14 protein-coding genes are annotated in these 22,456 nt (G+C 33.4%); 8 read left to right on the top strand and 6 right to left on the bottom strand.

The window, feature by feature from the left end; all coding sequences use genetic code 11:
• Positions 1 to 79: 79 nt before the first annotated feature.
• From OPR43_RS02620 to wmk, 3 genes are all read right to left on the bottom strand, one after another.
• On the bottom strand, positions 80 to 1,027 hold the full coding sequence (locus OPR43_RS02620) for an IS110 family RNA-guided transposase (RefSeq protein ID WP_265029711.1): 948 nt from the start codon (positions 1,025 to 1,027) through the stop codon (positions 80 to 82).
• A gap of 221 nt (positions 1,028 to 1,248) precedes the next feature.
• Positions 1,249 to 1,794, bottom strand: a complete 546-nt coding sequence (locus tag OPR43_RS02615; RefSeq protein ID WP_265035360.1) for a JAB domain-containing protein — start codon at positions 1,792 to 1,794, stop codon at positions 1,249 to 1,251.
• A 170-nt stretch (positions 1,795 to 1,964) separates the two neighbouring features.
• Positions 1,965 to 2,894, bottom strand: coding sequence for a WO male-killing family protein Wmk (gene wmk, locus OPR43_RS02610; protein ID WP_265035358.1), 930 nt, complete (start codon positions 2,892 to 2,894; stop codon positions 1,965 to 1,967).
• 137 nt (positions 2,895 to 3,031) lie between these two features.
• Here wmk and OPR43_RS02605 point away from each other — a divergent pair, with 137 nt between their 5' ends.
• On the top strand, positions 3,032 to 3,925 hold the full coding sequence (locus OPR43_RS02605; protein ID WP_265035357.1) for an Rpn family recombination-promoting nuclease/putative transposase: 894 nt from the start codon (positions 3,032 to 3,034) through the stop codon (positions 3,923 to 3,925).
• Positions 3,926 to 4,261: 336 nt separating this feature from the next.
• On the opposite strand, the gene OPR43_RS02600 is transcribed toward OPR43_RS02605, so the two are convergent.
• Together OPR43_RS02600 and OPR43_RS02595 are read right to left on the bottom strand one after the other, a co-directional pair.
• On the bottom strand, positions 4,262 to 4,699 hold the full coding sequence (locus OPR43_RS02600; RefSeq protein ID WP_265035356.1) for a latrotoxin-related protein: 438 nt from the start codon (positions 4,697 to 4,699) through the stop codon (positions 4,262 to 4,264).
• Positions 4,700 to 4,763: 64 nt separating this feature from the next.
• Complete coding sequence (locus OPR43_RS02595) at positions 4,764 to 10,997, bottom strand: tetratricopeptide repeat protein (RefSeq protein WP_265035355.1); 6,234 nt, start codon at positions 10,995 to 10,997, stop codon at positions 4,764 to 4,766.
• A gap of 269 nt (positions 10,998 to 11,266) precedes the next feature.
• Between OPR43_RS02595 and OPR43_RS02590 the strand changes: the two genes are divergently transcribed.
• The 7 genes from OPR43_RS02590 to OPR43_RS02560 all read left to right on the top strand — a co-directional run bounded on the left by OPR43_RS02590 (position 11,267) and on the right by OPR43_RS02560 (position 20,496).
• Positions 11,267 to 12,364, top strand: coding sequence for a leucine-rich repeat domain-containing protein (locus OPR43_RS02590; RefSeq protein WP_265035354.1), 1,098 nt, complete (start codon positions 11,267 to 11,269; stop codon positions 12,362 to 12,364).
• A 58-nt stretch (positions 12,365 to 12,422) separates the two neighbouring features.
• On the top strand, positions 12,423 to 12,551 hold the full coding sequence (locus tag OPR43_RS02585; protein WP_265035353.1) for a hypothetical protein: 129 nt from the start codon (positions 12,423 to 12,425) through the stop codon (positions 12,549 to 12,551).
• Between the two features lie 388 nt (positions 12,552 to 12,939).
• Complete coding sequence (locus OPR43_RS02580) at positions 12,940 to 15,063, top strand: ankyrin repeat domain-containing protein (protein ID WP_265035352.1); 2,124 nt, start codon at positions 12,940 to 12,942, stop codon at positions 15,061 to 15,063.
• Between the two features lie 96 nt (positions 15,064 to 15,159).
• On the top strand, positions 15,160 to 16,404 hold the full coding sequence (locus tag OPR43_RS02575) for an ankyrin repeat domain-containing protein (protein ID WP_265035351.1): 1,245 nt from the start codon (positions 15,160 to 15,162) through the stop codon (positions 16,402 to 16,404).
• A gap of 874 nt (positions 16,405 to 17,278) precedes the next feature.
• The gene (locus tag OPR43_RS02570; protein ID WP_265035350.1) at positions 17,279 to 19,222 is read left to right on the top strand and encodes an ankyrin repeat domain-containing protein; all 1,944 of its coding nucleotides are present in this window, start codon (positions 17,279 to 17,281) and stop codon (positions 19,220 to 19,222) included.
• 322 nt (positions 19,223 to 19,544) lie between these two features.
• Entirely contained in the window at positions 19,545 to 20,369 is an 825-nt protein-coding gene (locus OPR43_RS02565) for a hypothetical protein (RefSeq protein WP_264711326.1), read from the top strand.
• Entirely contained in the window at positions 20,356 to 20,496 is a 141-nt protein-coding gene (locus tag OPR43_RS02560) for a hypothetical protein (protein ID WP_265035349.1), read from the top strand. Before OPR43_RS02565 ends, OPR43_RS02560 begins: the two co-directional genes overlap by 14 nt.
• 463 nt (positions 20,497 to 20,959) lie before the next feature.
• Here the strand turns inward: OPR43_RS02560 and OPR43_RS02555 are convergent, their stop codons facing one another.
• Positions 20,960 to 22,453, bottom strand: coding sequence for a recombinase family protein (locus tag OPR43_RS02555; protein ID WP_265035634.1), 1,494 nt, complete (start codon positions 22,451 to 22,453; stop codon positions 20,960 to 20,962).
• Positions 22,454 to 22,456 lie beyond the last annotated feature (3 nt).

Raw genomic sequence — 22,456 nt, 5'->3', positions numbered from 1 at the left:
TTAGACCGTATGGTTGATGAATATGTGCTTTAAATTTGTGTGGGCGCACATATTCATCAACCTATTTTCTATGCAGATTTTAAAAATTTACGTTGACTGCTTCTTTAAGTCTTGCATTAGCAATCACTATAATTTTACGCATTAGAGCTGTTATAGCTACCATCTTTTTTTTACCTCTACCAATGAGATCAGAATAAAAAGCACCAAGTACAGATTTAGACTTTGCAGCAGCCATAGCAGCAGTAAAAAGCTTTGCACGAACATTGCTTCTACCACCTGTTATCCTTCGGTAACCAATAGTTTTACCGCTTTCTTTTGGATGCGGGGCAACTCCAGCAAGACTTGCAACTTCTTTTTTGTTTAAGTAGCCAAGTTCTGGCATCAGGCATACAAAATCTTGAGATAACTTGATACCTATTCCCGGTACTGTTCTAAGTATTTTTTGGCGCTTTTGTAACTCTAGATTTTCATCAATGATTTTTTGTATTGCATTATTGATCTCATTTATCTGACCGTTAAAAAAGTCAATGGTTTTTTGGCAACTTTCTTTTATATGCTCGTTTTCAGGTGCTTTCAGTCTACATTTCTCTTGAACTCTCATTTGTGTAATGTCATCACGTCGTTGACAAAGTGCAACTAAGGCTGTTTGTTCTTTTGACATAGGCACAAATAGAGATAGAGTACTATAGCGTTCACATCCATATTGAGCAAGAGCTCTTGCATCTGATTGATCAGACTTTGCTAAAGTTCCATGAGATATGACAAAGCTTTTTACTTTGCGAGTATTAGCTCGATGTACAGCAACATTCTTATCAACAAGAAAATGTGCTAAGCCAAGCTCATATTTTCCAGTGTTTTCCAAAGTTACTAGAGAATTAGGTAGGATATCTGAAAATTTTTGAAACAACTGTTGCCAACCAGTAGCATCATTGTCAAACTTGATAGTGCTCTTTTGGTTGTGAGTTGCGGCAACATTTTTAAATTTTCCGATATCAATTCCAATGAAATTTTGATAAGATGTAATCATAATAAATAACCTCGATAGTTTAATTAATTTAAGATTGTAAACGGGTGCATACATATGTCCCATGCAACTATTCAAACGTATCGAGAGATGGGGCTAGTGTACCTTGATCTGAACGGTTGTAATACCAATGGCTCTTCGGTCGCACATGCCCGTGATAGCCCTATTCCTATAGTGAGTAGGGTTATCTTTCCCTCTTATCTCTTTTATATCACATTTTTAACTTACAATGGTTCTAAACTCCCTCCTGGATGGTTATGAGCTAATATTATTGACGCTGCTTCCATTGATAACGCCTTTTTTACCACTTTCCTTTCAGATAAGTGTACTTCATCTATTGTACCAAAATACACTTCATCTCTTATCAGACGGTGCTGTTTATCCAAGTATATTATCAGGACAGCTTCTTTTGCTGAAAAGCCTATATTTACCCTTACATACTCTATCAGCTTTTCTTGGCTATCCATTACTGGGCCTCTCTTTAATCCTTCTCTGAGTGCTCTTTTATAAGCTTCTTTTACACATTCAATTGCTGCAGCTGCATGTTCGGTCATTCCTTCTATCATTTTCAGATCATCGATTTCTCGTCCCAAAATTTCTCCTATTCCTGGGCAGTTATCCATTAGAGTTTTAGTAACATCTTGTGCTTGCTTTCTGTCATGAACTGCTCCTAGAAGCACTGACACTATCTCACGATCAAATAGAGCACTTCCTCCTCCACTCTGTAATACTCTCTCTATTTCTTCTGTAAGTTTTTCACTATTATTCATAAAATATACTCCTCGTTAATAACAAATTGTTTTTAATTATTTACTGCTGTTTTTTATCAGCATTGGCATAAAGCCATAGCTTTTGAGTGAAGTCAAATCAATTTTTCAATCTTTTTTACTTATTTTTTTATCAAAAAGTAAAAATATTAATAGATATTGATTTTTTTATTTTAAATTTGTTGAATTTCGTCTAAAGAGATGCCTACTGTTTTTAAAATAATATTGATAGAAATTCCTTCCTTAACTAAATTCTTTGCAATTTTCATCTTTTCTACTTTCTTAACTTTCTTTTTGCAAATTTGTATGCTTTCAAACAGAGATTTTATTAGTACATCACGTAGTTCTTGGCTTTTAATCTTTTTGTATTCTTCTATTGACCTTGATAGTTCCACTTCACTATTCTCATTTTCTGTCGTTTCTGGAAGTAGATCTGTAACACTAATTGATAGTACCTTTGCTATTTCATCTAACATTTCAAGTGAAACAGCAGCTCGTCCTTGTTCATATTCATATATTCTTTGATTTATTATGCCCACTTTACTTGCTAAATCTTCTTGTGTGTATCCTCTTCTCAACCTCCATTCTTTTATTCTTCGACCTACTTTATACGGAATAGAAATTTTTTTTTCATCATTATCATATTCACCAATAGATAAATTAGTTGTTCGAGAGATAACATGAGTAGAAACTCCTTCCTTAACTAAACCCTTTGCTACTTCTATCTTTACCGCCTTTCCACTTTCTTCCTCACTAATACGGATGAATTTAGTTAATAAATAAAACGTTTCGCGTAATTCTTGATCCTTAATCTCTCTATGTCTTCTTACTAGATTTAATACCTCTTCTCCCTCGTACTTTTCCTCATTTGATACTTCTTGTCCGCAAGCTAAATCTCTAGCAGTTGTTGATAATGCTTCTGCTAATTCATATAACTTCTTAATTGAAATTCTACGTGTTCCTTTTTCATATTGCAATATTACCTGATATGTTGTTCCGATTTTTTTTGCTAAACCTTTTTGAGTATATCCTCGCTTTAATCTCCAGCTCCTTACTTTTTGCGCTATTTGGTACCTTATAGAAACAGTAGTATGCTTTGCCATACAGAAATAGATATTATATAGGTTAATACTACCAAATAAAGATATACAAAAGGGATGCTTCTTTCTATGTTTGAATTTTAGTTGAATATTTCTTCACAATTGTGTATAATTATTAATGCTTTCTAGGTTAATTCATCATGGCTTTTTCTAAATTTCTTGATGCACGCAACGATTATGCCTTCAAAAGAATATTTGGCACCGAGAAGAATAAAGATATCCTCATTCATTTCTTGAACGATATTTTAGGCTTTACTGGCTTAGCTGCTATTCACGATGTTGAATTCTTAGCTACCATTTTAGACCCTGAAATTGCCGCTAAAAAGCAAAGTATTGTCGATGTTCTTTGTAGAGACTCTCAAGGTTCAAGATATATTATAGAAATGCAGTTCACTAAGACCAAAGGCTTCGAAAAGCGTGCTCAATACTATGCTGCTAAAGCCTACTCAAGTCAAGCAGATCAAGGTGATAATTATCATAATCTTAAGGAAATTATCTTCATAGCTGTTGCTGATTGTATTATTTTTCCAGATAAGGCTGAGTACAAATCTAATCACGTCATTTTAGATCAAAATAGCTTTGAACATGACTTAAAGGATTTTTACTTCGTATTTATAGAACTACCAAAATTTACAAAGACAAAAGAAGACCAACTAGAAAATATAGTAGAAAAATGGTGTTACTTTTTTCGATATGCAGCAGAAACAAGGGAAGAGGATCTAGATAAGATAGTTGGTAGTGACGTAATAATAAAACGAGCTTATGAAGAGATGAATAAGTTTAATTGGTCAGAAGAAGAGTTACTAGCATATGAACAAATGAAAAAACGTATAATGGATGAGATTGCTGCTTTCGCTCAAAAATTTGATGAGGGCCTTAGGGTTGGAGAAGAAAGAGGCATCCAAATCGGCCATCAAAAAGGTAAAATTGAAGTTGCAAAAAACTCACTCAAGGCCGGTATCTCTATAGATGTTATAGCTCAAATTACCGGTCTTTCTCATTCTGAAATTTCACAACTCAAAGAAAAAACATAATACTCCTACTTATTCACTTTAACATTTATGAAAACCTTTTCTAAGTTAGACATATCCCCTAATTAAGAATCTAGTGAACTGTCTAAAACAGCTATAAAGATTACACATAGAATTATATAAATTACTATCATAACGTTACCCAAACTTCTATATCAAAGTTACGTGCTGTAAGTTCAATATGGAAAACACATTAACCACTTAGCATTTAATGTCTACTTCATCCATTTTAGTATTAGGACCATCAAACTTGGTCTGGTATCCCTAATTATTTTGGCTACCTTCACTTTAAATTTTCCACTACTTGGCATATTATAGCTCCATCTCTCATATTTTAATCTACCTACTGAGGTTATTCACAAGCTTAATTACTCCTATATCAGAAAGACAAGTTGATACTTCTGAATGGCTGTGAACTGAAGCATTACTTAAATAACTTTGAGGCTCTAAACTCATTTGCTTTACACCATCAACTTCTAATGTATCATCTCCATTGTGTAATACCTGCTCTATTGATTGATTTAGCAGACCCTTATTAAATTGAGCTATAAACTTTTCAAATTTTTTCGGACTTAATTTACCAGCTTCTTCATCAGGACATGCTTTCTCTACATACGATTTTAAAATCCCTGAAATCTCATCAAATTTACCACTCATGATTTTTCCTGTAACTTCTTTCTGTATTTCCATAAAATCAATATCCAATCGATGCGTTGATATTTCGCTATCCCTTGCAGCTTGCTCTATTACTTTCTCAAATCCCTTTGTAATATTCAATGCATAACCCTGTGCTTCTCGTGGAGATATAGATTGATCTGTTGTAGAAATATACTTTTTTTATCTACCTCTTTCCTATACTTCTAGAAGAAGCTGTATGCTTTTCTGTTTCTAAATTATCTAGACTACTAGAGGGACGAGAGCTAGATCTTGAAGGATGCATGTCACTACTTTTGTTTTTTACCTTCTGCCCTTTGGAAGTACATTTAGATATATCTGTAGCGCTAAACTCATCACTGACTGATTTACTAGTACGCAAACTAGTACGCGAAGATGATCGACTGAATCCAGATGTACTTCTACCCTGAGTTGAGGAAAAAGAACTTAATCTTTCTACTCTTCTACTACCATTGCCCAATCCTGCCGCTGCAGAAACATTTTGCTGTGAACTACCGGAACTTTGTTTTTGTTCTGTTCTACCGGATACGCTACTCGGTAATTTGGCTATTTTACCTCTCTCACTAATACTCTGCTCTGAGAAAGCAGAAAAACCACTCTCAAAGCCAGATGATGAACTCAAACTCGAACCATAACTACTCTTACCTTTATCTACTATTGGTACACTTTGAAAATTATTTGATACAGATTTTGAGAAAGGTTCTATTTGTTTTTCCCCAGGTTGTACAAACAATTCTTTTCCCTGTTTTTTTAATACCACATCAATATTATATTCAATGCCTGCAGCATAATGATGACTAGGGCCTAACTTATCAAGCATTTCCCTGAAAATGTCTAAAGCCTGCTTAGGTTCGTCTAGTACGTAAAACAGTACTGCCATATTATGACGAGCCATTATAGTATTGAAATTTTTATAACCTACAACACTATTTCTTCTGTCAAATACTTGTTCATAGATATCAAGAGCCTTATGGTACTCACCTTTTTCGCATAAATCTGCTGCAATATTAAAACAATCACCTAAAAGCTTACCATCGCTTGATTTATCATGCACAAACAAAGATAATCGACGGCTAGATTCAAACATTCTGCTATTCCTGCTACTTAACCCAGTACTAGTACCTGGATCAGCATTGAAGAATTCACTAGCGTCGACAAAAGGTTCTAGCTCGTTATCATCTTGAAAATTAATAGCCGTACTAGCAGCTCTTGGTCTAGATAATAGCGCTTGACTACTACTTGACGGTATAACAATTTCCTTTACCTTTGAAGATGGAGTTGAAGGATACTTAAAAACGTCAGACACACTTTCATCCAGACTCTGTAATTGTAATGTTTCAGCAGCCGAACGTCGTCTACTACTTGTTGACTTAGTAGCACTGATAGATGAGAGACTACTAGAACGTCTTCTTTGTACATCAATACCCATTTTACTTAGCTCTGCTATTAGTGACAACATTTCCGCTTGTGAAGAACCATCTAGTTGTTTCTCAACTTCTTCTTCTAAATTGTAATATAGTTGCTGTAGTGGTAAAAGATCTTTCTCATTAGGAGATGATATGTTGTTTAGTTGTTGCAGCACAAGTAACAGGTTTTGCGATTGTTGAATAGTTATTTTGCTATCTTTTAAGTTCCTACGTAGCTGTTCTAGCATAGATGGTAACTTTTGAGCATATAACTTATCACTACCCTTTGTTTTAAGTACAGAACCCACATATTTTAATGTTTGTAGTACATCACTTAATAGATTTTTAGAACATTCTTTGCCTTTTTCTATTGCTTTTTCTAACTTTTCCAATTGATTTTTGTCACAATTGTTTTGTAAAATACCCCTAGCCTTTTGTTCATCATATTGTACATAAGGATTACTCTTGTTAATGTATTCATAAGCAACAAAAATCGATACTTTTTCTTTGAGATAATTTTGTTTCAAACTCTTATCATCATGCATTACATTTATAAAATCTTCTAAATAACTCCAATAATTATTGGATCTAACAAACTCATACCCCTTTTTAAAAGGCAATATCCCTAAGAGAAGCATTGCTTCTGGATGTTTACAACTAGCAGCTTTACTAAGCAAACCGTGAACTTTTTGTTCCTTTTTAACTTCTCTTTGATCAAGTCTACCGTTGAACAGCGCAACCGCATACGAATATTGCGCATCAGAAAAAGATTTGCTAGATAATTGTCGAAACAGATACCCTGCAGTAACAAGATCTGTTTTATTTGATACCATATCTTTTGCCAACTCATATTCTACATGATCGATCATCGATTCTAATTCTTTCATTCCTTTCTCTTTTCCTACCATCTCCAGATAATCACTTGAATCAGTAAAATCCAAATTAGCTGCTCCAACACAAGCCAAGAGATTGTGCTCTGCAATCGGACCTATAAAAGGGGTATTTTTAGTACTCCGCAAGACATCAGCGAAATGCATTTTCCATGACTTTTGCGATGTATGTTGAATCACTTTGCAATAATTTCCTACATTGTATAATTCCATAATTCCAAGTATAAAACTATTCAAAGGGGAAAAAGACCTTCCTGACTTAACCATACATTCAACAGCTTCTTTGACCACTTCTTGCGGAGCACAGTTTACTCCCAACATGTTTGTAGTGATATTACCTTCCATAGCTTCCTTAAACTTTATTATCGCATATGCGTACATTCCACATTCAAATCCCTTAACTGCCGACTCACGAATCTTATTTTTAGCTCGACTCTCGTCTCCTTCTTTTAGCAGATCAAGTCCTGTAATGTAATCTTGCATGCCATCTAGATAAGGATCATCTTCGCGCGATTCATCCCTTGAATCATTTATACTAACTGATGAAATATCTAGTGAAGTACTTGATGAATTATTCAATGATGAGGGATCCATTTCTGTATTTTGACCTTCCACCGATAACATAGAAGAATCTATAAATTTATTATAATGAAACACCTTATTTAGAAACGCTTTTCTATATCTCTCACAATGAGCATCCTCTAAGTAACTAACTTTTGGTAACCGATCATCAGATGACTTTTTTCGCAATGACTCCCGCTGCTTAGAGCGGATCTTATTTAATATTCCCCCTTGTTGCGATTTCTCCATTCTAACCTCCATAGAACTATTTCTTACATTCAGGTAGTAAAACTCTCTACCCGTATTTATACTATAACAAGGATTTCCACCTTGTACACAATTATTTTGCATAACACCTTCATTATTTTTTTCTGCCACTCTTGAACCAGCTAGATTTGATGCAGAACAGCTCTTTTTTGATGCGGCAGAAGGTATAGATTTTCCTCCTTGACTTATAGGTACTGTACTGCTTTGTAGATCATGATCAGCAGATGATTGTCGACTTGATGAACTAACACTCTTCTCTGATCTATTGCTTACAGTCTCTTCAACGCTTTGTGAATTCCTAACTAATGCATCATCACTATTTCCTAGTATACTCTTTTCTAGTAAAAAATCTTTTTCCACACCAAAAAATTGTAGAACATCAATTACATCTTCATGAACTTCCTCACCCTTTAGCAATTCTTCCATGGGCTCTTTACAGATGGCAGCACAAACTGCTTTTAGCTTATCTAAATTCTCATTCACAACTTTTGCTAACACTTCTCTAAAGAACCAGTTATTACACAGATGAGTAGCTGAATTCAATGATTTTACTAATTCCAACACTATATCCTCTATAGATTCTCCACTCTTTATCTTTTCATCTAGTTGATTAAGTATTTTTTCTTTTTCGCTCTGCTCACCTTTTGTGACTTTTAATGTAAACGGCTCACCTTTTATCGCTTTATCTTGATGCTTAAAAAACAACGTTGATATTAAAGAACTTACTACAGTAGGTCTTAGCCTTACTTCTCCTTTTTCCTTTCCTAGTTCCTTTAGCTTTTTTATTAATTCTTCTTTGATAATGTAATTCTTGCTCATTATCTCTTTTCCTAGATAACTTAGTTGATATATGATATCTTCTTTATACATTCGATGCAAATCTATCTCTATTCCTTGATCCAATAAACGCCGTAAATCATCTTTGCAGCTTTCTTCATTTTCCACCCATGAATTTATTACATCTGCTACTGTTTCTTTTAGCATATCATAGGCTTCAACAAATTCTTGCTTCCCTTTAAACACTTCCCATCTCATTAAGCGAATACAGTGATAAATATCACCACTTAACATTACTGATACTACATCTTTGTAATCTAATTTGATTACTTGCTTTAAAAGCCCCCGTTCATCAAAGGCGTCTTTCATTTGCCTTTGATCAAGGTACTTTCTTCCATTACACAAAGTATGTGCTTTTCCATATATTTTTTTTGCAATACATAGCACTATTTCAGGAGAACATCGATTGTCAATTACATCTTGTAGTAAGTAAATTGGGTGTGAATAACCAGTAAAAGCTCCATTCCATTTGTATTGAATCTCCATCCTATTTTCTTCTTTTGTATTTTTCTCCTCTTGTTTACAAATCATTTCCAATAACTGCACATTACCCTTTCGAAAGGTAAGTTCTACAATTTCTCTTTTTTGCTCATTTTCTATTTTGCTGTTAATAAGCTCAAAGCTTAGAAATATATCTTTTATATCTATCTTAACCGCAGCCTTATCAGCAAGAGTATTAATTCCTTTTTTTATCTCACTGAATGCCTTAGATATTAAGGCCTTTTTTTCTTCATCTGTGAGATCCTTCTTTTCCTCAAGATCACGTATAATCTTTCTTGTTAATCCACTAAAAGCCATTTCATCACTACTACAATTCCCTTTTGCTTCTTTTTCAGAATAGACATTTATATCTTTCACAAAGTGATTATCAATACTATCACAACTACTTGGAATTCCTGATGTTGTAATTTGACTAGATAGTACTTCAACACCAAAAAACTTTAAAACACCTCTCACATCTTCATGAATTTCCTCACCCTTTAGCAATTCTTCCATGGGCTCTTTACAGATAGCAGCACAAACTGCCTTTAACTTATCTAAATTCTCATTCACAACTTTTGCTAACACTTTTCTAAAGAACCAGTTATTAGCTACATGATTGCCGAAGTGCAATAATTTAACCAATTCTAATACTATATCCTCTATAGACTCTCTATTACTTATCTTTTTATTTAATTTATCAAGAATTTTTCCTTTTAGACTCTCCTCTCTTTTTGTGAATTTTAATGTAAGCGGCTCGCCTTTCATCACTTTATCCTGATAGTTAAAAAATAATGTCGATATTAAAGCACCCACTACAATAGATCTTAACCTTACTTCTCCTTTTTCCTTTTCTAATTCTTTCATCTGTTGCACTAATTTTTCTTTTTTAGTATTACTTTTGGGTATTATTTTTTTCTCTAGATATTCTAGTTGATATGCCATATCTTCTCTGCACATTTTGTGCAAGTCTATCTCTATTCCTTGATCCAATAACCGTTGCAAATCATCTTTGCAAGATTGCTTATCCTCCATCCATGAATTTATTACATCTGCTACTGCTTCTTTTATCATATCATAGGCTTCAACAAATTCTTGCTTCCCTTTAAACACTTCCCATCTCATTAAGCGAATACAGTGATAAATATCACCACTTAACATTACTGATACTACATCTTTGTAACCCAATTTAACTACTGAATTTAAACACTCTTTCATAGCTAAATAATTGCATTTTTTGTGGTTAGCTTGGCTATCATGAAGGTACTGTTGTCCATTACAAAACACATGTGCTTTTCCATATATTTTTTTTGCAATACATAGCACTATTTCAGGAGAACATCGATTGTCAATTACATGTTGTAGTAAGTAAATTGGGTCTGAATAACCAGTAAAAGCTCCATTCCATTTGTATTGACAATCTATCTTATTTTCTCCTTTTGTATTTTCCTCCTCCTTTTTACAAGTCATTTCCAATAACTGCACATTACCCTTTTTACAGACAAACTCTACAAAATTCTTACGATCTGATTGCTCTATCAGAGGATTAGCCACTTTAAATATTTCAAATATCCTTTGTGCATCAAATCTTATGTATTTATTATTCTGCTCTTCATTTTCGTTCTCTGGATCATATTCTGTATTTTTAGCTAAACATACTTCGCATGCTAGCCTTATTAGTAATTCAGACTTATTTTCGTAAGCTAGCTCTGGATGTTCTTCCATCCACTTTTTCGCATTAATATCCAAACCTATTTTTTCTTTTAATAACTCATACCAATGTTTTCCTTCTGCAGTCACTTCATTTTTTGCAGAACTTGTAGCTAGTGGCTCACATCTATCAGTAGATTTACTTCCAGTTTCTTTAGCAGATGTCTTGGAAGATTTTTGCCTTTTTTTGACCGGCTTAGATGCTTCATCTCCCTTGGAAGAAGAGAAAGGTTTTGAAGTATTTGGCATAGTTACCCCTTATTATCTATGAATAAAAAACACTGTATTTAGCAGCCTACCATAAAAAACTAATAATTCAATATACATATCTTCAAACCCTGTCAATTAGCTTTGCAAACCCTCACTTTTTTGTGATTTTTGGAAAAAGTAAACAATAAAATCTTTTGTGAAGCTAATTAGCATAATGTTTTTGCTAAAAATATTTTTTAAAAAAGTGGTTGATTTATGGTTTTAATAATAATATTAATATAAGTCATGTAATGTTGTGTGAGGATAAAATGGATTTTAATCAATTCGTTAAAGATGATTCTTTAATAATAAAGGCTGAAGGTACTGTAGTGGACATAGAAAGATTGGTAAGCTTTTTACAAAATAATACAGACATTAAAAAGCTTTCTCTAGTCGATTTAGATATTGGTGATGAAGGTGTAAGAGCATTAGCTAATGGCAATCTTTTAAATCTTACTTCTCTTTATTTAGGTGGTAACAATATAGGTGACCAAGGTGCAGAAGCTTTAACTAAGCTTTCAAACCTTACCAAGCTTAATTTGAGGAATAACAATATTGGTGATGAAGGTGTAAGAGCATTAGCTAAGCTTTCAAACCTTACTGAACTTGATTTAGCTCGTAACAAAATTGGTGACCAAGGTGCAGAGGCCTTAGCTGAGCTTTCAAAGCTTACTGAACTTGATTTAGCTCGTAACAAAATTGGTGACCAAGGTGCAGAGGCCTTAGCTGAGCTTTCAAAGCTTACTGAACTTGATTTAGCTCATAACGAAATTTATAGCCAAGGTGCAGAGGCCTTAGCTAAGCTTTCAAACCTTACTTTTCTTAATTTATCTAATAACAAAATTCATGGCAACGGTGCAGAGGCCTTAGCTAATGGTAATTTTCCAAAGCTTGCTTCTCTCTATTTACAGGGTAATAATATAGATAACCAAGGTGCAAAGGCCTTAGCTAATGGCAATCTTTCAAACCTTACTTCTCTCTATTTATATGATAATGATGATATAGATGAACTAGGTAAAGAGGCCTTAGCTAATGGTAATCTTTCAAGTTTTATTTCTCCCTTTATAATAAAAAATAAAAAACCGGTAACTATGCCATGTAGAGATACTTTAAAGAGAAAGTCTTTCTCAGAGCTAGGAACAGCATCTTCTAATCAAGGAGAGAAGCAGCAAGGGGTTTCTGGTGCTCGATCTAATAAAAGCTTAATGCGCAAATTTCTTCCCTGTTGTAGGCCGTCAAGCCTGTCAAGTCCTGGTGGCATCAATGATGATCAGCAAGGTCCAAGTAGTGAGTTAGGTGAAGTACTGCCAATACATAGCCAGCCAAACTCTTTAAAATCTAATGATATTGAGATGGATAGGGTGTAACTCTCACCGGCTTTGTTGCGATAGCTAATTAAGAAGAACCAAGTAATAGCAGACTCGAATGTCAGTGAAGTTTATGGAAGCTAAAAATGCAAAAGTTATACTAACCATAATTATTTGGAAAGGCAAAAAGGAATCAAGATGCAAGCAAAGAACGCTCTTTTTAATCTGCTCTGTTGCCATTCATTAGTTTTTATTCGTACATAATATTTTTATGTGCTGGATGGTAGCTAGGGTTCTTTCAAAAGGTTTCTAGTAAGGAGTGATAGAGAAAATTTTGCATACTGCTAAGTGGTAAAAACCCACAAGAGTGCCGAAAATTATGCATTCAGAAATAATTACAATAATCCTTTTCATTATTTCGCTTGCTCAACTATTTTTCGCTTTATTGGGTAGATAACATATTTGTGGATAACAGGTTTATTCTGTTTTTATATGAAAGGAAAGTTTACGTAAACAGATGAACTTACTACAGAAACTCAAAAATTGTAAAATAGTGAAAATATTATGTTGAAATTAGCTTGACTCATGTTATATATTATATACGATATATTATTTATCTATACTAGGAGGGAAGTATGGTTGGGGTTAAAAAATCTGTGGAACATATCTTGCCAGTGGGTAATAAACAAACTAACGCACAAGAACTAAATTATGAATTAAATCCTGAGCAAGAGTATTTTTATAAATTAAATCTTGAGCAAGAGTATTTTGAAACAGATGAACTATTTGATGATGAATATGAGTTAATTAAATCAGAACATCTATCACAAGTTCTGTGTAATGATCCGTTAGAAACCTTAAGAAAGCGAGGATACTCAGAGAGTGAGATAGATGAAATATACAATCAGGGTGATTCTTGGTATACTCAAATGACTATGCCGACACTTAAAGATAATGTACCACCATCTTTAATGGATAGTAGAAGTTCACTACGTAAACAAGTTTGCGTTTGGTTTACGGAAGATCATGATCTTACAGAAAGTGGAAAGAAGTTAAACAAAGAGCTGCTAAATATTTTAAAGTATCTAGACTGGTATGATGAAAGTGTTCCCTTTGATTATGATAATGTTTATGAGCTTGAAGAATTTTTAAAAAATAATAAAAGCAATCCGGATCTAAAAGTTGTTCTTAACCTTAAAAGAGGGGAATCTTATGCAACAGTACTGCATGCGGTTTCAGGGGCTCATATACATGAAGTAGGTCGCAATCAGGAAGATCAAGCTGTAAGTTTACTCTTGGCAGCAGGAGCAGATCCCAACGCAAAAAACATCGCAGGAGAGACGCCTTTGCACTATGCTGCTGCTATTGGTAATAGTAAAGGTGTAATCTCACTACTTCGGGGAGCAAATATATGTGATAAACAAGGAAAAACTCCACAACAGGTTGCAATCGATAATGATCATTACAATGTGGCAGAGCTCCTTTTAACTAAAGAACAAGAGGAATTGGGACAAGAATTACACAACATTTGGTTCAATCATCTAGATTTTTTTGCCTTAAATAAATTAAAAGAGCTTGTAAAAAAGTTTTTAGATGAACATAAGAGTAACCCAGACCTAAAAGTGGTATTAAGTATTCTAGGAGCGTCATTTCTTAAATACGCTGATATTATTTGTTATAGTAATGCAGGTATCTCTGATGTTAATGAAGCTATTGGTGTAGAAATAAGAAACTTATTTTTGAAAGCAGGAGCATCATACGATGTTTCTCGTTCAACAGCAAAAGCAGAACATGATTTTGGTTTATTCCATAATTTAACGTTAAATCAACAGAGAAAATTAGATGAATATTTTAATATGGTATCTAAGGCTGAAGATATGGACAAACTAGCAAAAGTTATAGATAAGGCCATCAGATCTGGAGTGCAGCTAAATTTTAACAAAGACTGTTCTCCAGGAGACCCTATTGCATCTAATTGGTATAGTCTAGCAGATTGGACTCTAAAAAGAATTGGCGAGTTAAGTAAGTTGAAAAGAAATCCTGAAGTTGCTAGTGACATGGTGTGTAGCTTGGTATCAAGAGGAGCAATTTTCCGCAATAGAAATAGTATTGATGTAATTGACAAGCTGGAATTAGAATTTAAGCATCATAAAGATAATATCTTCGGTGCTTATACGGAGTACATCGATAATTCTCATAAATTTATTAAGGTTGCGAGAAGTGCCACCAATGGTAGGCTGAATGATTCAAGGGTGGATAATGCTGTTTTTTACTTAGAATATTCAGAGAACAGTACAATAAATGTTGCAATGATTACAGGTGTAGTAAGAGATCTAGAACTAAATCAGGAAGAGGTGGAATATCGTAGAAATATAATAAAGATCGGAAAAAGCGAGGTGGATATTATAACAGAAAATGGTATAAGGAATTACACTAACCTTGCAGATAATAGTGATATAGTGTTAACTTTCCCTACCAGTCAGGGAGAGTTAGAAGTTAGATTATATCCTGATAAGCAAAATGAAGGTCAAATAAGGGTAGAAGTAAATAATCAAGATCTGCTAGAGCAATTAAAAAATTGTGGAGAAAAATTAGGTAAGAATTGTTTACTTGGTGGATATTCGGTTTATGATGCTATTGAGCAGGGGTATTTTGAAAGGTATGGAAAACCTAATCAATCTCATAGTACATCTAAAACTTGGGCAGATAAAGTACAAGAATCAAGGAAAAGTCAGCGTGAGGAGATATTAAATTTATGAGCAAAAAATGAAGCGAAAGATATTGGCTTTGCTATTTCAAAAACATCTTGCTTTATTTTATTATTTTAGTAGTAGTATAATATTTTGGGAGGGTTTATGCATAATGCAATAGAACAAAATAACCTTAGTAAGGTTAAAGAGCTTGTTAGAAATGGAGCAAGTATTCACACTAGAGATGTAAGTGGCAGAAAGCCTATGCATTCAGCTGCCAAGTTTGGTCGTAATAATATTATAGAGTTTTTGTTAAGCAAAAAAGTAAGTATTGATGATGTTAACAGTAATGACAGTACACCATTACACTTTGCTGCTAGGTATGGTCAGTTAGATACTGTAAAGTTTCTTGTAGGCAAAGGAGCTAACATTAATTTTAAGGATGGAATTGGTGGCAAAAAACCCATACATAGTGCTATCATTGGAGGTCATAAAAATATTGTGGAGTTCTTATTAAGCAAGGGAGTGAGTGTTAATGATGCTGATGAAATTGGTAGAACCACATTACACTATGCTGCATCTGAGGATAAATTAGATATAGCAAAATTTCTAATTGATAAAGGGGCTAATATTTATGCTAATAATACTTATGGTCACGAGCCTATACATCTTGCTGCTTACGCAGGGCACGTAAATATTATAGATTTGTTCTTAAGTAAGGGAGTAAGCATTGAAAATACCAATAAAAATGGTTTAACCCCACTACACTATGCTGCTCGATTTGATCACTTAGATCTTACAAAGTTTCTAATTAATAAAGGAGCTAATATTCATGCTAAAACCATTAAGGGTCAAAAACCTATACATCTTGCTGCCCGCGGAGGATACAAAACTGCTAATACTGCTAATATTGTAAAGTGCTTCTTAAGCAGCGGAGTAAGTATTAATGATACTGATACAAATGGGTTAACTCCGCTACATTATGCTGCTAAACATGCTGAATTGGAGGCTGTAAAACTGCTAATAGATGAAGGGGCTGATATTCATGCTCAAACTGTTGATGGTCAAAAGCCTATACATCTTGCCGCTCGCGGAGGAGGACGAACAACCCCTAATGTTATAGAGCTATTCTTAAATAAGGGAGTAAGCATTAATGAAATTGATGCAAATGGTTTGACTCCGCTACACTATACTGCTGGTGTTGATGGGTATTTTAAAGAAATCACTGCAAGGTTTCTAATTAATAGAGGTGCCAATACTCAAGTTAAAGATAATAATGGCAAAACACCTTTAGATCTTGCTAGAGAAACTGGACGTATGGGAATTGCAAGTATGTTAAGTACTACAAAAGTGACGGATGTATCGTTACAACAGCACTCTGCATCAAGTAAATTTCTCAGTAGAGTTTGAGAAGGATAACGGGAGAAAAACTTTATCTATTAAAAGTAGAAAATTATCATAAGTTTTATATTAATTTTAAATTGATTAGTATTAAAAATTTAAGTAATCTAGCTATTTTCAACAACCAAAACCAGCATACGTGAGAGCTTTTCGTTTTGGGATGCGTTGGTCTACCAAACGATACATACGAACTTTTTTATATGATGATTTCATTATACGCTAAAACTAGCCATATTAGCACATTTCATCAATATCTATATACGAACTGTTTTGCCTAAGCTTATTGAAATAATTTAAATCTTCTATTTTTATAACCTTATTTTTACGCGGCTTGTTCTCACAAATATATGACCTTTTTTGAAGGAGTAAACAATTGAATTCTTTATAACACTAACTATAGTAGTTTCGAAAATGAATGATAAATTTTCATTACGAGATTACCCCCTAAAAGCTGCGAGTTTGTATGTTAGTGCACTATCATTTATTTTAGAAAACACTATAGCATGGTACTTTCACTAAAATATTTTTTAAAGAAGTTAGTTGACTTATAAATAATTCTCTACTAATACTGGCATGTGTTTTTTATTCTGCTGAAGTGGCTCCGCAGGTTACTGTATAAGCTTCAGCAGTTTTTGCACTCCTTTAAAGCATCATATTCCTATATATTAAATATCGCTAGTGCTTCTCAATTTTGTTGGTCTATAGTAAAACTGGCTAAAACTTGGAGTCATAAGCAACTTTTAACCTCTCTATATACTCCATTGTTACTCACCATAAAAACTTAACAAAAGCTTAACGACATAAGTAGTAAAAAGATTATGGTTATTGACTTAATGTTATATATTGCATATAATATAAATTATGTATGTTTAGAGGGGTAAGTATGGGTGATTTTACTGAGACGATGAAATCTATTATCAATCAACCAAAATCCAAACCAGAACTATATGATATTGAATATGAATCCATTATAGAACATCTATCATCTAAAGAGCATTTATTAAATGAACTGATGAATGATATGTGGTACTCAGGAGATTTACCATCAGTTAGAAACTATAATGAACCATCATCTTTGATAGATAGCAAACTTGGATTAAGTGAACAGATTTGTGTTTGGTTTGCTCTAGATCATGATCTTACACCAAGTCAAAAAAATTTAAACAAAAAGTTACTTAGTGCTCTAAAATGTTTAGCTTCTAACTGTGGTTCATTTGATAATACTGAGCCCCTTGAAGAATTTTTAGATGATAATAAAAACAATAAAGATTTAAAAGTAATTCTTAACCTAAGAAGAGGAGAATCTCAATCAACAGTATTGCATGCAATTGCAGGAGCAAATATTGGTGGATTTCGTCGCACAGGAAATCAGGCTATAGATTTACTCTTAGAAGCAGGCGCAGATCCTAACATACAAGATAATAAAAGGAAAACACCATTATACCTTGCTGCTGCCAAAGGTCATTACAATAATGCAAACTCTCTTCTCTTGAAAGGAGCTAACCCTAATATAACAAGTAGAAAGGGAAGAACTCCACAACAAATAGCAACTAATAAGCTCTGCTATAATATAGAAGAATTATTTTTAACTGATAAACAGAAAAAGATGAATAAGGAATTGTATGACTTACTTGTACTAGATTCAGACTGCACTAAAAATTTAAAGGACTTTTTAAGTAAGCATAAAAGAGATTCAGACCTAAAAGTAGTGCTAAATATTCGGCAAGGAATGGGTGAATCAAAAGTGTTTTCGTATGTTGACCGTTTTGCTTGGGATAATGAAGATCTTGCTCAAGAGTTAAGAAAAATATTTCTAGAAGCAGGAGCATTAGATTATGATAAAAATATTATTTATCGTCAGCAAAAGAAAGGACAGGTCAGTAAATTACTCGTTAATTTAACCTCAAATCAAAAGGAAAAGTTAAATGAGTTTTCTGATAAGGTGTTTCAGGCTCAAAATATGGCTGAACTTGAAAAGATTGTAAACGATGCTATAAAGTCTGGTGTACGATTAAACTATTTTCTTTCACAAGATTTCTTTTCAGGTAATGAGTACACTTTTACCGATTATGTGATGAAAAAAATCAGTGAATTAGAAAAAAATCCTAAAGTTGCTAGTAATATAATATGTCAATTAGTATCAAAAGGGGCAGTGTTTGGTAATACAGTTGATGCTAACACACTGACATCAGAATTTAAAGAGCATAAAACTAACCTAAAAAAAGCTTATAGAGATTATATTAGCAATTCTCATAAATTTATTGAAATCGCAAAAAGTGCAACCAATAGCGAGCTAAAAGATGCAAGAGTAGACAACTCCGTTTTTTACTTAGAATATTCTAAAGATAGTAAAATAGACATTATAAAGATAACAGATGGGGCAAGGGATTTAGGTCTAACAGATGGGGATGTAAAGTGTGGAAGAAATATAGTAAAGATCGGTAAAAGTGAAGTAGAAATTAAAACTGAAGATGGCATAAGGAATTATACAGATCTTACAGAAGGCAGCAGTATAGTATTAACTTTCTATACTAGTTTGGGAAATGTAGACGTTAGGCTGTATCCTGACATACAGAATAAAAGCAAAATTATAGTAGAAGTGAGTAATAGAGAAGAAATATTAGAAAAATTCAAAGATCGCGAAGAAGAGTTAGGCAATGATTGCGAGCTTGGTAACTACTGGGTCTACGATGCTATTAAACAGGGATATTTTGAAAGATCTGGTGGATTAATGCGTCCTGAAGTAATAAGCGAGTCTAACAACAAATGGGCAGAACGTGAAGAATTAAGAAGGGTTTCTAATTCGAGGGAAGAAATTGCTAGGTAGAAGGTATTAAATATTAACTAAGATAATTAGCAATCTAAGAAACGAATTATCTTAAGCTCTACACAAATCACTCGCTCTTTTTTACAATTAATTTGGTTTATAGAACTACTAGTAGTAATCAAAATAAGATTTTTTCTTATAGTCAAGTTATAGTAAAATGAAATGCGATAAAGTTGCATTATTCTTTCTACAGCTAAATTTTTGCCTTAGCGTATTTATTATACAGGTAGTACAAAGCCATCGTTACACTTATATATCGTCAATAATCTATTAACAATTCCTATAGTATAATTAATTTTGAAGGCTTTAGTAAGGGGGAAGTATGACAGAAGCAAATCCAATAGTTACATTAAAGGCTAAAATTAAAGAATTTGGTTTTAATAAATTAAGAGCTAAAGATAATAAAAGCGCAAATTCTGGTGAGCAAGCATATAAAGACATTAATAGAATGGATTTCATCATTAACGGAGAGAATATAGATAGGGATTTTGTTGACCGATTATATAAAAAACATATTAGCTTGGTTAAAAATAATAAAGATGGAGAAAAGAATTATCGTTCATTTGCAAAAGAGGTTTTTAAGGAGATGTTTCAACATTCTAGAGCAGAAGCTCCAAATGATCATATTCTAGAAGAGTTAGCTACTAATTGCAATCAAGCAGGATATGAACATATATATGGACCATTTATGATGGAACTTTACGAGAAACATAAATTATTTATGAATGTCAATAGTGGTGTTGAGAGAAAAGTGTACATTGACTGCAAAAATCCAAATTCTGTAAAAGTTGAGTGTAAAATCCCCAAAGCACCTGTAAAGCTTCTAGATTTTTCTGAGAAAAAAATATGTGATATATCATTTTCAATGGAATTTACACTTGAATCTCAGAATGGTAAAGAGGGTCTAATATATAGAGACGGTAAGTTATTACTTGATGTTCCTGAGGAGTTAAAAAACTATCAAGATGGCGATAAGAGTTTATTTGATATTATAAGAGAATATTTCGAAAAATTTTGCAAAATATTAGGATTTACGTTTGCAACAAAAATAGAGCACAACTTAGGAAATGAATTGAAAGTAGACAGTCATGGCTATCTGGAAAATGTGGAACCTCCTGTCCGGAGCAATAATCATGCTCATGGTTAAAAAAGTATGCTCTATAAGCTCAAATGAGAAGAAATTACCTAATTTAAAAGTTTTACTTGATGATTATGGATTTTCTCAACTGTGCAGGATTCAAAGAAGGCTGGATAATAGACCTACTCAAGTTTAGTATTCGGCTTTGTAGCATTATACAACGCAAAATCCATACACCACATACTGCCACTGCGAAATAAAACATAAAACGCAACACAGCTCACCAATAATAACGCACCAACAACACCAGCCGCAATTGGTTGATTTGATGATTTTTCGTATATACGGATTTCCTTCACTATAAAAACATGGTTCTATTTCAGCAGAAAAGGATTGTTATGTGAGTTTGACTCTTGCTCAATAATTTGCTCTGGTTTCATATGTAAATTGAAAATCTTTACTATTTATATTAATATACTCATATAATTTAATGTCAGTTTTTGTCACACTGGTTTACATCAAGACTATTTTTAACCTCTTCAACATCTGCTGGTGCATTAGAAGTCCTTCATATTTTGCAATAGTGGTTTCCTTATAAATCCTTAAGTTTTTTTTGCAACAGCTTTTCCTATTATTTTCGATGTTTTCATCTCCTCTTGTTAAACAATGCAATCAAGACCATAAAATTTCTCCAATTGCTCACTCCACAGCATCGGTATTTCTCTCAAATCAACTAATTTCAAATCTCTTGGCTGTCTCCCATTTACTATATCTTCTTTAATCTTCGGAGCTAAATAATTTAACCTTAAAATTTGTTGTACCCTTCTTGTACCTATATTAATTTTAACGCTCAGTTCCTTCACACTTGCATATTTTCCTGCCTCCAGTTGACGTTTCCACAGATGAGCCCTTACCACTGCTTTCAGTAGTGCATTGTTTGTTTTACCTTCTGGCTCAATTACTGTGCATTTCTTTCCTTTCTTTTTTATTGGTATAAATTCCACCTTATCCTCTAAACTCACCTCTATTCCATCTTCTTTTATCATTACTCCTTTTATTAACTTTTTCACTACTTCTTTCTGCTTTCCAAAATTTAAATTTTCCCATTTTTCTTCGGTCTTTTCTCTCCAATTTTCATATATCTGCTCCGCTTTTCTCATCACTTCTTTTTCTACTTCTCCTGCTACTATTGTTCGATTTACTGATTCACAATTCTTTCCCCTTAAGTGGTTATTACATACGTAGTATCGATATCTCTTATTCTCTTTTTTTGCATATGTCAGTGTCATATTTACACCACAGCTCTTGCACTTAATTATTCCCTTTAGCAGAGCTTCTTCATATTTTGCTTTTCTATATGGCTGATTCTTTATCAATTCTTGTGCTTTTTGCCATTTTTCCTCTTTTATTATTGCTTCATGCTTTCCCTCATACTCTTTCTCATAATGTCTTATCTTTCCCATATATATTGGATTTGTTACTATCCTCCTTACCGTGGCCTTTTTAAAGATATCTGATTTCGTACGGTACCCTTGGCTATTTAACTCTCTTGCCAACTCTGCCATTGACTTCAGCTCTATATACCTCTCAAATATATGTTTTACCAACTTTGCTTCTTTCTCATTTATTATTAATTCTTTATCTTTTACATCATACCCAAGCGGCAAAGTTCCACCCATCCATAGTCCTTGTTCTTTTGATGTTGCTATTTTATTTTTTACTCTCTCTACTATCATTTCTCTTTCTAGTTGTGCTGCTCCTGATAACACTGTTTGTACAAACTTTCCCATTGGCGTATTATTGTCAAATATCTGCGTTACTGCTACAAAATTTACTCTATGCCTTCTAAAAAATGACGTTACTTCGATGCTGTCTTTTGTTTCTCTCGAGAGCCTATCTAGCGTATATACTACCACACAATCTACTTCTCCTCCTTTAACATCTTCAAACAATTCCTTTATCGCTGGTCTTTCTAAATTTTTCCCTGAATAGCCGCCATCATCGTACCTTTTTGCCAATGCTACCCAGCCTTCTCTGCTCTTTATGTACTTTTCACATGCTACTCGCTGGGCATCAAGACTGTTAAACTTTTGTTCTAGCCCATCCTCATTTGATTTTCTTGTATATATCGCACACCTTACTTCTTTTAGCATTTT

The sequence above is a fragment of the Wolbachia endosymbiont (group A) of Apoderus coryli genome (genome assembly GCF_947251615.1).
Lineage (GTDB): Bacteria > Pseudomonadota > Alphaproteobacteria > Rickettsiales > Anaplasmataceae > Wolbachia.
Note: the sequence above shows the minus strand (reverse complement) of the source record. Positions and strands in the feature narration are given on the sequence as shown.